At 48.8% G+C, this 12,652-nt stretch carries 13 protein-coding genes and 3 pseudogenes; all 16 read left to right on the top strand.

Annotation, left to right across the window (positions count from 1 at the left end; genetic code table 11):
- Positions 1 to 386: pseudogene (locus tag STRDD11_RS14380) on the top strand (glycosyltransferase family 2 protein); the annotation flags it as partial.
- An 8-nt stretch (positions 387 to 394) separates the two neighbouring features.
- Complete coding sequence (locus STRDD11_RS07505) at positions 395 to 1,501, top strand: family 8 glycosyl hydrolase (protein WP_164828424.1); 1,107 nt, start codon at positions 395 to 397, stop codon at positions 1,499 to 1,501.
- Between the two features lie 193 nt (positions 1,502 to 1,694).
- Entirely contained in the window at positions 1,695 to 2,753 is a 1,059-nt protein-coding gene (locus STRDD11_RS07500) for a zinc-dependent alcohol dehydrogenase family protein (RefSeq protein ID WP_128836789.1), read from the top strand.
- Between the two features lie 545 nt (positions 2,754 to 3,298).
- Entirely contained in the window at positions 3,299 to 3,673 is a 375-nt protein-coding gene (locus STRDD11_RS07495) for a DUF1033 family protein (protein ID WP_128836788.1), read from the top strand.
- A 100-nt stretch (positions 3,674 to 3,773) separates the two neighbouring features.
- Positions 3,774 to 4,715, top strand: coding sequence for a competence type IV pilus ATPase ComGA (comGA, locus tag STRDD11_RS07490; RefSeq protein WP_128836787.1), 942 nt, complete (start codon positions 3,774 to 3,776; stop codon positions 4,713 to 4,715).
- Complete coding sequence (comGB, locus tag STRDD11_RS07485) at positions 4,645 to 5,679, top strand: competence type IV pilus assembly protein ComGB (protein WP_275945993.1); 1,035 nt, start codon at positions 4,645 to 4,647, stop codon at positions 5,677 to 5,679. The genes comGA and comGB overlap by 71 nt, the downstream gene beginning before the upstream one ends.
- Positions 5,676 to 5,993, top strand: coding sequence for a competence type IV pilus major pilin ComGC (gene comGC / locus STRDD11_RS07480; protein ID WP_128836785.1), 318 nt, complete (start codon positions 5,676 to 5,678; stop codon positions 5,991 to 5,993). Before comGB ends, comGC begins: the two co-directional genes overlap by 4 nt.
- Positions 5,953 to 6,387, top strand: a complete 435-nt coding sequence (gene comGD / locus STRDD11_RS07475) for a competence type IV pilus minor pilin ComGD (protein ID WP_128836784.1) — start codon at positions 5,953 to 5,955, stop codon at positions 6,385 to 6,387. Before comGC ends, comGD begins: the two co-directional genes overlap by 41 nt.
- Positions 6,353 to 6,646, top strand: a complete 294-nt coding sequence (comGE, locus tag STRDD11_RS07470; protein ID WP_164828423.1) for a competence type IV pilus minor pilin ComGE — start codon at positions 6,353 to 6,355, stop codon at positions 6,644 to 6,646. Before comGD ends, comGE begins: the two co-directional genes overlap by 35 nt.
- Positions 6,630 to 7,067, top strand: a complete 438-nt coding sequence (gene comGF, locus STRDD11_RS07465) for a competence type IV pilus minor pilin ComGF (RefSeq protein WP_128836783.1) — start codon at positions 6,630 to 6,632, stop codon at positions 7,065 to 7,067. The genes comGE and comGF overlap by 17 nt, the downstream gene beginning before the upstream one ends.
- Positions 7,048 to 7,464, top strand: a complete 417-nt coding sequence (gene comGG / locus STRDD11_RS07460) for a competence type IV pilus minor pilin ComGG (RefSeq protein ID WP_128836848.1) — start codon at positions 7,048 to 7,050, stop codon at positions 7,462 to 7,464. Before comGF ends, comGG begins: the two co-directional genes overlap by 20 nt.
- An 80-nt stretch (positions 7,465 to 7,544) precedes the next feature.
- Positions 7,545 to 8,510, top strand: a complete 966-nt coding sequence (locus tag STRDD11_RS07455; protein ID WP_128836782.1) for a class I SAM-dependent methyltransferase — start codon at positions 7,545 to 7,547, stop codon at positions 8,508 to 8,510.
- A 36-nt stretch (positions 8,511 to 8,546) separates the two neighbouring features.
- A complete protein-coding gene (locus STRDD11_RS07450; RefSeq protein ID WP_128836781.1) occupies positions 8,547 to 9,740 on the top strand; it encodes an acetate kinase in 1,194 nt (397 codons plus the stop codon).
- Positions 9,741 to 9,902: 162 nt separating this feature from the next.
- A pseudogene (locus STRDD11_RS07445) lies at positions 9,903 to 10,639 on the top strand (type II CAAX endopeptidase family protein).
- Positions 10,640 to 11,082: 443 nt separating this feature from the next.
- On the top strand, positions 11,083 to 12,036 hold the full coding sequence (gene folP, locus STRDD11_RS07440) for a dihydropteroate synthase (protein ID WP_128836847.1): 954 nt from the start codon (positions 11,083 to 11,085) through the stop codon (positions 12,034 to 12,036).
- 1 nt (position 12,037) lies between these two features.
- Positions 12,038 to 12,652, top strand: a pseudogene (locus STRDD11_RS14375) (bifunctional folylpolyglutamate synthase/dihydrofolate synthase); the annotation flags it as partial.

Here is a 12,652-nt window from a genome sequence, read left to right as displayed (position 1 = left end):
CCTGTACCTTCTTCTGGTTCAATCTGGCCATTGTGCTGTCTGACTTAGTTTTCTTTGCCAATGTAGTGGCCATGCTTGTTCAGCTCTTTCACCCGAGTGTGAACATTCCCTTTGCCTTTGATGCTGATAATATCTATATTGCCCAGCTGATGCTCTTTAACTGGCTGCTGATGATTCTGCTGTATCTCTTGCAGATCAACATTGCTCTGGCCTCTCAGTTTGGTCAGGCAACGCCCAAGCAGATCTGGCTGGCCCTCGTATCTTATCTGACTTATTCGCAGCTCTTTATTGTCGTATCCTTGGATGCAGTTGGCTCCGTTGTGCTGGATAAGATTTTGAGACGGAAAGAGACGAAGTGGGTGAAAACAAAACGATTTGCAGGTTAGGAGACATTGTGAAAAGAACAAGATTAAGATTTATTTGGTTTATAGCCATCCTTGCGGCCTTAGCGGCCATCCTCCTTTATACCAGAATGAATAGTACAACCTATCTGAAAGACCGCGTTTATCATCAATGGAAGAACACCTATGTTGTTGAAAAAAACAATCAGGCTTATGTCAAGACGACCAACAGCCAGACAGAAAATGTCGTTCTGTCAGAAGGACAGGGCTATGGAATGGTCATTGCTGTGGATGCGGCCAAGCAGGGGGATGCAGACCAGGCGGATTTTGAACAGCTCTACCAATACTATCTGGCTCAGCGCTTGGGCGATACCCAGCTCATGTCCTGGAAACAGACTGTCAAGGGGGATGAAATCAGCCATGCAGACGAAAACAATGCGACAGACGGAGATCTGTATATCGCTTATGCTCTGATTCAGGCTGCTAAGCAGTGGCCGGACAAGGCTGATGAATACAAGGCTCAGGCTCAGGCAGTGTTGGAAGATATTCTCCGCTACAATTATAATGAAAGCAATGGCGTTTTGACCGTTGGGAACTGGGCTAATGCTGAATCAGAATTTTACAATCTGATGCGGACTTCTGATACTCTGCCTCACCAGTTTGAGGCTTTCTATGAGTTGACAAACAATCAGCAGTGGCTGACCATTAAGGACAATATGCTGGGCAAGCTGGAAAAAATCAGCGCACAGACCGATACCGGTCTTCTGCCGGACTTCATGTGGGTAGAAGGCGATCAGGTTCGGGTGGCGGATGCCAATACGGTTGAGTCAGAAAATGACGGCTTTTATTCCTATAATGCCTGCCGTCTGCCATACAATCTGGCCCAGAGCAAGGATAAGAAGAGTCAGGCCCTATTGGACAAGATGATGCAGTTCTTTATGGAGCAGGATTCTATCTATGCAGGCTACAATCTCAAAGGCCAGCGCCTGAATTCGCATCAGTCAGGCAGCTTCAGTGCGCCGGTATTTTATGCGGCTAATCAGGACAGGGATTTCCGTAAGCTGGTACAGCAGAACAAGTATCTCTTCATACAGGATCTGCCGTCTGGCAACTACTACGATGCAGCGATGACAACCATGGTTGCTTTAGGTACTTTATAAGAACAAGAAAGCGGGACTGGAAACCGAAATCAGCGATTTGGGCTTCTATCCTGCTTTTTTTGTCTGCATTGTTCGTCTTTCAGATTCTAAAGGCTCCGGTTTTCTGCATCGGGAAAGCGCTTGCAATTCTTTCGGAAATAAGATAAAATAAAATCAGCAAATTCATATATAATAATATAAGAAAGGATAGCCTATGAAAGCTTATACTTATGTCAAGCCGGGGCTTGCACAATTTGTGGATGTGGATAAGCCGCTGGTCCGCAAGCCGACCGATGCCATTGTCCGTTTGGTCAAGACCACCATCTGTGGGACGGATCTCCATATCATCAAAGGCGATGTTCCGGCTGTCAAGAGCGGCACCATTCTGGGCCATGAAGGCATCGGGATTGTCGAAGAAGTGGGTGAAGGTGTGACCAACTTTAAAAAGGGTGACAAGGTCCTGATTTCCTGTGTCTGCGCCTGCGGCAAGTGCTACTACTGCAAGAAGGGGATTTATGCCCACTGCGAGGATGAGGGCGGCTGGATTTTTGGCCATTTGATTGATGGCATGCAGGCAGAGTATCTGCGCGTACCCCATGCTGATAATACCCTTTATCATACACCGGAAGGCCTGTCTGACGAAGCTTTGGTCATGCTGTCCGATATTCTGCCGACTGGCTATGAAATCGGAGTGTTGAAAGGGAAAGTGGAACCTGGCTGTTCAGTTGCTATTGTTGGTTCTGGACCAGTTGGTCTGGCAGCTCTCTTGACGGCCCAGTTCTTCTCGCCAGCCAAGCTCATCATGATTGACTTGGATGACCACCGTCTGGATACGGCCCTGTCTTTCGGTGCTACTCACAAGGTTAATTCTGCCGACCCAGAGAAGGCTGTTGAGAAGATCTATGAATTGACAGAAGGCCGCGGTGTAGATGTAGCCATTGAAGCAGTCGGTATTCCTGCCACCTTTGACCTCTGTCAAAAGATTATCGGCGTGGACGGTACCATTGCCAATGCCGGTGTTCACGGCTGTCCGGTTGAGTTTGACTTGGACAGACTCTGGATCCGCAACATTAATGTGACGACCGGTCTGGTATCGACCAATACCACTCCGCAGCTGCTCAAGGCCCTGGAAAGCCACAAGATTGAGCCGGAGAAATTGGTCACCCACTATTTCAAGCTCAGTGAGATTGACAAGGCCTACGAGGTCTTTGGGCAGGCGGCCGCCCACCAGACCATTAAGGTCATTATTGAGAATGACCTCTCACCCCAATAACGAGTACTTTTCGAAAGTCAAAACCAACCTTCGTTAAGCCCGGTAGAGTGAAAGGCTTTGGGGAACCTTTTCAGTCTGAGCCGAACCATTCGAAAGCGAGGCAGGGCAGCTGTGAATAAAGTCAGGCAAAGCTTGCTGTCAAAGCAGCGGTTTGTAAGGGCTGATGGTTCAACGAATAAGAAGCTGCTCAGCAGGGATTCATTGACGCTCAAGCGCTTGATGGACTGTGCAGGAGAGATTTTGGTTGACCAAAGTCAATAGAATCTCTCCCAACCGCTGCCTCTGCAACTCAAATGATAGAACTGGAGGCGACTGGGGACTTTTTATAGGGTGTCTTCCAAAAGAAACATCCCTCTGTGACTGAGGACGCCGCTATCATGGGAGTCTGTCCCGGCCTCTGAATATCAGTGATCATAGAAGGTTCTTCTGACTTCGTCCGGAAGAATTTTTTGTGCAAATCAGTCAGCTTTGTAGGGTCTCTGAGCAGATTAGTTTAACTATCAAAGGATTTTTAATATAATATACGGTACAGAAAGAGGACTAGTATGTATTGTGTAATTGAAATGTATGGGGATTATGAACCTTGGTGGTTTCTGACTGGCTGGGAAGAGGACATTGTTGAAAAGAAAGAATTTGAGGATTACTATGCAGCGCTCAAGCATTACAAGCAGCGATGGCTGGAAATGGCTGAACAGTCGCCGCTTTATAACAGCCGCAGTGATTTGATGACGATTTTCTGGAATCCTGAGGACCGGCGCTGGTGCGAGGAATGCAATGAGGAGATTCAGCAGTATCACTCGCTCTTCCTGCTGGAAAATGACTGCCAGATTCCAAAAAGCAAATACCGGCCTGGCTATATTCGGCAGAGCGGCAGTGAAAAGCACCGAACCTGTCAGGTAAAATTAAAAACGATGCAATAAAGAGAGGGCCAAAGCGACAGCTAGAGAATAAGACTGAGATTTTTCTCGGTCTTTTTCTTTTTTTGAGATTCTTTTGCGAATAGTAAGGTAAGGAGGATTTATGGTTCAAGAAATTGCAAAAAGCATGATTCGTCAGGCCAGAGAGGAAGGGGCGCAGGACCTCTATCTCATTCCCAAGAGCCGCAGTTATGAGCTTTATATGCGTATCGGTGACGAGCGCCGTTTTATTCAGGCCTATGATTTTGAGCAGTTTTCTGCCCTAATCAGTCATTTTAAATTTGTAGCCGGTATGAATGTCGGCGAGAAGCGCCGCAGTCAGCTGGGCTCCTGTGATTATGACTGCGGGGATCTGACAGTGTCTCTTCGCCTGTCGACAGTAGGAGATTATCGCGGCTATGAGAGCCTGGTTATCCGCTTGCTGCACGATGAGGATCGCGAACTGCTCTTTTGGTTTGAGAACCTGCCGGAGCTGCGGGAGAAAATCCGGGCGCGCGGGCTCTATCTCTTTTCAGGTCCTGTGGGCAGCGGCAAGACCACTCTCATGTATCATCTGGCCCGGCTTGGATTTTCCGATCAGCAGGTCATGTCCATTGAAGATCCGGTCGAAATCAAGCAGGAAGCCATGCTGCAGCTGCAGCTCAATGAAACGATCGGCATGACCTATGATAACCTGATCAAGCTGTCGCTGCGTCATCGGCCGGACCTTTTGATTATCGGAGAAATCCGCGATCGGGAAACAGCCCGGGCGGTGGTAAGGGCCAGTCTGACGGGAGCGACTGTTTTCTCAACCATTCATGCCAAGAGCGTCCGCGGTGTCTATGAGCGGCTCTTAGAATTGGGGGTCAGTGAGGATGAGCTGCGGATGGTGCTGCAGGGAGTCTGTTATCAGCGTTTAATCGGGGGAGGAGGTGTCGTCGATTTTGTCAATCAAAACTATCAAGAACATAAGGCAAACCGCTGGAATCAGCAGATTGATCAGCTTTTTGCAGCGGGACATATCAGTGCTGAGCAGAGGCAGACCGAAAAGATTGTCTACGCCTAAGCAGAAGAAAGTGATAGAGCTTTTTTACAATCTGTTTTCCAGCGGCTTTCATTTAGCAGAAATAATTGACTTCTTAAGGCGGAGCGCCCTGTTGGAAGAGGCCTATGTCCGCCAGATGCAGGCAGGTTTGGCAGCCGGGCAGTCCTTTTCGCAGATTGTCAGCCGTCTGGGTTTTTCTGACAGCGTGGTGACGCAGCTTTCCCTATCAGAGCTGCATGGCAACCTGACTCTCAGTCTGGGGAAAATCGGGCATTACTTGGACAATCTGTCCAAGGTCAGAAAAAAACTGATTGAGGTGGGGACCTATCCCCTTCTGCTGCTGGGCTTTTTAGTCTTAATCATGCTGGGGCTGCGCAATTATCTGCTGCCGCAGCTGGACAGGCAAAATCTGGCGACCCAGTTTATCAGCCAGCTGCCGCAGTTTTTTCTGGGCGGCAGTCTGCTTCTGCTGCTTTTGCTGACAGGAGCTTATGTCTATTACCGCAAGGCTGCTCCAATCGCTTTCTTCAGCCGGCTGGCCCGGCTGCCTTTTGCTGGCAGTCTGCTTCGGGCTTATTTAACAGCCTATTATGCCCGGGAATGGGGCAATATGATTGGCCAAGGCTTGGAGCTGAGTCAGATTTTCGCTGTTATGCAGGAGCAGCCGTCCCGCCTTTTTCAGGAAGTGGGCAAAGATATGACTGCTGCTCTTGAGGCCGGACAGGCTTATGCGGATAAGGTCAGCAGCTATCCCTTCTTTAAAAAGGAATTGGCTCTGATGATTGAATACGGCGAAGTCAAATCCAAGCTGGGCAGCGAATTGGAGGTTTATGCCGAGAAGACCTGGGAAGAGTTTTTCCTGCGCATCAATCGGGCCATGAATCTGATTCAGCCTCTGGTCTTCGTCTTTGTAGCCCTTGTTATCGTTTTACTTTATGCGGCAATGCTCTTGCCCATCTATCAGAATATGGAGGTATCCCTATGAAAAGATTCAAAACTTTGAACGTTCAGGCTTTTACGCTGATTGAAATGCTGATTGTGCTCTTGGTTATCAGCGTGCTCCTGCTGCTCTTTGTGCCCAATCTGAGCAAGCAGAAAGATGCGGTTGCAGACACTGGAAATGCGGCTGTTGTCAAGGTCGTTGAGAGCCAGGCGGAGCTGTATGAGCTGAAGAATAGCAATGATAAGGCAACGCTGAGCAAGCTGGTCAGTGCCGGCAGCATCAGCCAGAAACAGGCTGACTCGTATAAGGCTTATTATGGAAAGCACAGCAGTGAGACTCAGACAGTTGCCAATTAAGGCTTTTACCCTGCTGGAAAGCCTCTTGGTGCTCTTTGCAGTCAGTCTGGTTCTGCTGAGCCTGTCGGGTTCTGTGCAGGCCGGCTTTCGGCAGGTTCAGGAGCAGCTCTTTTTTCTGGAATTTGAGCAGCTGTATCGGGAAACGCAGCAGCTGAGTGCAGCCGGACATGAAAAGATGTCTCTGACAATATCAGAAAGGGCTGTTTCGAATGTCTATCAGGAGCTGGTCTTTCCTCAAACCCTTCAGGAGCACGAGCAGCAGGTCATCCACTTTGATCAGGCGGGCGGCAATTCATCGCTCAGCAAAATCATTTTTCAGACGGAGGAGAGGACAGTTGTTTACCAGCTTTATATGGGCAATGGGAAGTTTAAAAAGACAGAAAATCAGCGCTAGCATCCTTTTGGAAGCCTTGACGGCAATGGCTGTCTTTGCTGCCATCGCCAGCCTGCTTTTGGGACAGATCCGCCAGTCGCGCAAAGAGCAAAGCCGGCTTTTGCGGGAGGGGGAAATCTTGCGTCTGGCTAAGATGGCTCTGCAGACTGGGCAGGACACCCTCAGTGCCAACGGCATCACGGTCCGCCAAGTCAAGACAGACCGGGAACTGACAGTTTATCATGAGGGAGAGGTGGTGCTCAATGTTCAGAAACGTTAAGATTCGGGCCTTTACGCTGCTGGAAACCTTGGTGGCACTCCTGGCCCTCAGCGGCGGCTTTCTGGTCTTTCAGGCCATGACGCAGCTGTTAGCGTCCGAACTGCGCCAGCAGCAGAACAATGAGCAGCAGGAGTGGCTCTTATTTTCCGAGCAGCTGGAAAATGAACTGTCGCGCAGCCGGTTTGACAAGGTTGAAAATGATAAAATTTATATCCGGCAGGATGGGAAAGACTTGGCTCTGGGCAAGTCCAGAAGCGATGACTTTCGCAAGACAGATAAAAGCGGCCGCGGTTACCAGCCTATGATTTATGGGCTTAAGTCGGCTCAGATCGCTCAGGAAGGAGAGTTTGTCCGCTTTCATTTTATTTTTGAAAAAGGCTTAGAAAGGGAACTTGTTTATCGTGTTCAGGAGGAAGGTTAAGGCCGGTGTGCTGCTTTATGCGGTCTTTATGGCGGCTGTTTTCAGTATGCTGCTGCAGTTTTACCTCAACCGTCAGGTCGCCGGTCAGCGCCTGCAGCTGCTGAATCGGGAAAAGACGGTAGCTTATGCTATGGCGGTATGGACAAAGGAGTCAGTCAAAGATGCTGAAGGCCGGCTGGAATTTGACCAAGGCAGTGCCAGTTACAGCCGTCAGGGAGATAAGCTGGACATCACCAGCCAGCTCCGTAATGGGCATTCTTATAACTTTGGCTTTTCCCTTGCCCGCCCGGAGAAAGAGCAAGGAGGCGGGGAGGCAAAAAAAGAGCAAGAGACGGCCCGGAAGGAGGCAGAGGCAGCCGATTCAGAGCGTCTAAAAGAGGAGCAAAACGAGGACTAATATAACTGTAAAATCTTTGTAACTTGATAAGGCTTGGAAAGGAGCGCTAATTTTGGTATGATAGGGAAACGGAGGATACCATGAAATTTGAAAAAATAGAAACAGCCTATACTCTGATTCTCGAAAATGTACAAAATATCCAAAATGCTCTTTCCACGAATTTTTACGATGCTCTTATTGAGCAGAACGGCATTTATCTGGATGGAGATACAGATTTGAAAGAAGTGCTGGCCAATGACGAAAAAATCCGGTCACTGCATCTGACCAAGGAAGAATGGCGCCGGGCCTACCAATTTATCTTTATGAAGGCGGGGCAGACAGAACCCCTGCAAGCCAATCATCAGTTTACACCGGATTCTATCGGCCTCCTGATAACCTTTCTTTTGGATCAATTAGCCCGAAATGAAGAAGCAGATGTCTTGGAAATCGGCAGCGGGACGGGGAATTTAGCTGAGACGATTCTCAATCATACCCAAAAGAAGGTGGATTATCTGGGGCTGGAATTGGATGACCTTCTGATTGACCTGTCGGCCAGCATTGCCGAAGTGATGAACTCTAAGGCTCATTTTGCTCAGGGGGATGCGGTCCGCCCGCAGGTTCTGAAAGAAAGCGATCTGATCATCAGCGACCTGCCGGTCGGCTACTACCCAGATGACAGTATTGCAGCCCGCTATGAGGTGGCCAGTCGGGATGAGCATACCTATGCTCATCATCTCTTGATGGAGCAGTCACTCAAATATTTGAAGCCGGGCGGTTATGCAATCTTTTTGGCCCCTAATGATTTGCTGACCAGCGATCAGAGCCCCCTGCTAAAAAAATGGCTGCTGTCCAAAGCTCAGTTTATCGCGATGATTACCCTGCCTGAGTCTATTTTCTCCAGCAGCAAGTATGCTAAGACCCTCTTTGTTTTGAGGAAACAGGAAGAAAACAACATCCAGCCTTTTATCTATCCGCTGCGTGATTTGCAGAATCAGGAAGAGATGTTTAAATTCCGCCAAAGTTTTCAAAACTGGTACAAAGATAGTGAAATTCAAACAAATTTCTGATATAATGTTTCTGAAAACGCTTAAAGAGGTGAAGAAATGTCTAAAACAATTTCGATTAATGCAGGAAGTTCCAGTCTCAAATGGCAGCTCTATCTGATGCCGCAGGAACAGGTGCTGGCTAAAGGTTTGATTGAGCGGATTGGTCTCAAGGATTCCATTTCAACAGTCAAGTTTGACGGCCGGTCAGAGCAGCAAATTCTTGATATTACGGACCATACGCAGGCAGTCAGAATTTTGCTGGATGACCTGAAGCGCTTTGACATTATCCAGTCTTATGATGAAATTACCGGTGTCGGCCACCGTGTCGTAGCCGGCGGCGAACATTTTAAAGATTCAGCTCTGGTGACGGAGGAAGTGATTCAGCAGGTGGAAGAACTGTCCCTGCTGGCTCCGCTACATAATCCGGCTAACGCTGCCGGTATTCGGGCTTTCAGAGAAATTCTGCCGGATATTACCAGCGTGCTGGTCTTCGATACATCATTTCATACCAGTATGCCGGAAAAAGCTTACCGCTATCCTCTGCCGAGCAAGTATTACACGGAAAATAAAGTGCGGAAATATGGCGCTCACGGCACCAGCCATGAGTATGTGGCACAGGAAGCTGCCAAAGTCCTGGGCAAGCCGATTGAAGAACTGAAGCTGATTACCTGCCATATTGGCAACGGCGCTTCTATCACAGCGGTTGACAAGGGTCTTTCAGTAGATACATCTATGGGCTTCACTCCGCTGGGCGGTGTCATGATGGGGACACGGACGGGCGATATTGATCCTGCTATCATTCCTTACCTCATGCTGCATACAGATGATTTCAGCAGTCCGGAAGATATCAGCCATGTCCTCAACCGTGAGTCCGGTCTCAAGGGAGTTTCCGGCAATTCCAGCGACATGCGGGATATTGAGAGTGCTATGGAAGCAGGGGATCATGACGCGACACTGGCTTTTGATATTTTTGTAGACCGTATTCAGAAATATATCGGTCAGTACTTTGCCGTCTTAAACGGTGCTGATGCTATTATTTTTACAGCCGGTATTGGGGAAAATTCTGACCTTGTCCGCGAGGCTGTGATTTCTGGACTTTCATGGTTTGGCTGTGATATTGAGCCTGCTAAGAATGTTCGCGGAGCAGAAGGGGTTATCTCCACCCCGGAAGCCAAGGTGAAGGTTTTAGTGATTCCGACCGACGAAGAGTTGGTCATTGCGCGTGAAGTCGAGCGCTTTAAAAATCAATAATATCAGAAAATGCTTCGTCTTTTAGTTTGCTTTTAGTGCTAGGCAGCGGGCTGCAGACAGTCCTGATTTAGGGCAAAGCGAAATAACGAAGTAATAAAAGATAAACGAAAGGACGATAAAAGCTCAGTTTGACTGGGCTTTTTGACTGCTGGAAGAGCTCCCATTCATAAAAATCTGCTATACAAAACGGGAAATTTCCGTTATACTGGAAAAAGGAGGAAAATATGAAAGCAATTCTGAAAAAAGCAGAATATATCCTGCTGATTCTCTTTGTCTTATTTCTAAGCCAGCTACCCTTTCTATTTATCCGGCAGGTGACTGCTTCTGCGAAGAATTTTTCAGCTGGACAGACCTTATCTGTCTTGGCGGTTTATTTCCTGATTGTCTTTTTTGTCCTGCGAATGGCCAAGCAAGAGGAGCTGCTGAGCTTTGATTTTAGCTTTTTCAAATGGTCGTCGCTGGGCTGGCTGGCGGTTTCTTTTGTGGCCATGATTAGTGCCAGCATGCTGGGAATGATCATCATGATGCTGGAGGGCCATGCTGTAAGCACAGCCAATCAGGATGCCTTGAATGCCTTGTTTAAAAATGTTCCCAATGTTTTGCTGGTAGCAGGGGCTGTGTTTCAGGCGCCTGTTTTAGAGGAAGTGGTCTTTCGCGGCTTGATTCCCCAGAAGATTTTTGCCAAGCATTATGTCTGGGGCTTGTCTGTGGGGGTGATTCTTTTCGGCCTCGTCCACGGTCCGACCGATATAGGCAGTTTTGTTGTGTATGCGGGCATGGGGGCGGTCTTAGCTGCGGTGGCCTATATGACCAAGCGTTTGGAAATGGCTATTTTGGCCCACATGCTGCGAAATGGCGTTGCGGTACTCATTATGATTCTGATGAATTCTGTCGGATAGTCAGGGGCATTTTATAGAGTATCTTCCAAAAGATCCATCCCTCTGCGGGTGAGGACACAGCCATCATGGGGATCTGTCCCAGCCTCTTTCTCTTGCAGCAAATTCTCCGGAATTCTAAGTTTTTTGTCTTATTGGGGCTGGACTTGGCATTCTTATCTGCTGCGTCCTATTTTCCAGCGTTTGGAGCTGGCAATGCTGATTCCTATGCTTCAAAATGCCAGACTCCTCAGTCTTTAGCTCTTTTGCTTTTAAAAAGTATTTTCTTAAATAGAAGAATTATGGTAAAATGGTAACTGAAACAAGAGGCCAGATAGGGCCTGCTTGTGGAGTCGAGTGCAGTTCATAGGACTGAATGCTGCATCTGCTGCCAGCTTTGCGGTACACTGGATGGGTGTGCCTTTTTTGCTGAAAAGCCGCTAAGGAAGTAAGAAATGAAAGGTCAAATGCTTAATCTAAGAGAACTGGCTCCAGAGGGCAGGACAGCCCTGTGTGGGATTATCAATGTCACGCCGGATTCTTTTTCGGACGGGGGCCGCTATAATACGGTTGAAACTGCCTTGGAGCAGGCCAGAAAGCTAATCGCTCAGGGGGCGCATCTGCTGGACATCGGCGGAGAGTCTACGCGGCCGGGCAGCCATTTTGTCGATATCAAGGAAGAAATAGAGCGGGTGGTGCCGGTTATTGAAGCGATTCGCCGTGAAAGCGATGTGCTGATTTCGGTAGATACTTGGAAGTCGGAAGTTGCTGCGGCAGCTCTCTCTGCCGGCGCTGCGATTATCAATGACATTACCGGTCTTCTGGGGGATAAAAGGATGGCTGGATTGGCCGCAGAAAGGGCAGTGCCTGTCATTGTGATGTTCAATCCAGTCATGGCCCGGCCTCAGCATGCCAGTTCCAAAATCTTCCCCGTTTTTGGCTTTGAACCAGCCTTTAGCGAGGCCGAGCTGACCGCCTGTGCGGAGATGGAGATTGCTGATCTGATGTGGACTTTCTTTGGCAAGTCTCTGAAGCAGGCGGAGCGGGCCGGACTTTCCAGAGAACAGCTTCTGCTGGATCCGGGTATCGGTTTTGGCTTGACCAAGCGGGAGAATCTTTTGCTGCTGCAGGAATTGGATGCTCTGCACGAGGCTGGCTTTCCGATTTTTCTGGGGGTGTCCCGCAAGCGTTTTCTGGTCAGTATCTTAGAAGAACATGCGATTGAAAGCAATCCTGAAAAGGAAGAAGGCTTTCAAAATAGGGATTTGGCTTCAGCGCATTTGACCAGCATTGCGGCCAGCAAGGGAGTGGAAGTGGTACGGGTGCATGATGTAGCCGTTCACAGGATGGCTGCAGCAGTCGGCGATGCCATTCGTTTGGCTCAGAAAACAGAAGACATGAATTTAGCTCAGTATAAGTAAGATGAAAGAAACACAACTACCGGATGTCAGCTGGCTGGAAGCCTATCGGACGGACAGTCCGAATTTTGGATTGGAGCGTATGGAGCGTTTGCTGGAGCTGCGGGGCAAGCCGCATCTGCAGCTGTCGGTCATTCATATAGCAGGGACCAACGGCAAGGGCTCGACCATTGCCCATCTGCGCCAGCTTTTGCAACAGAAGGGCCTTAAAGTGGGAACCTTTACCTCGCCTTATCTGGTCAGCTACAATGAACAGATTGCCATCAATGGCTCTGCCATTTCTGATTTGGATCTCCAGCAGCTGCTGACAGACTATCAGGCTCTCTTGGCCCAGCAGGCAGACGATGCTCTTTTGCTGGGAGTGACTGAGTTTGAGATTGCTACAGCCTTGGCCTATGATTACTTTGTCCAGCAGCAGGTCGATGTGGCCCTGATTGAGGTCGGCATGGGCGGGCTTCTGGACAGTACCAATGTCTGCCGGCCGGATCTGACCGCCATTAGCACCATTGGGCTGGATCATGTGGCGCTGTTAGGCGATTCTTTAGAAAAATAGCAGAGCAGAAAGCAGGGATTATCAAGCCGACAGTTCCGGTGGTGACGGGCAGGATTGCTCCCCAGG

The organism is Streptococcus sp. DD11 (assembly GCF_001578865.1).
Classification (GTDB): domain Bacteria; phylum Bacillota; class Bacilli; order Lactobacillales; family Streptococcaceae; genus Streptococcus; species Streptococcus panodentis.
Note: the sequence above shows the minus strand (reverse complement) of the source record. Positions and strands in the feature narration are given on the sequence as shown.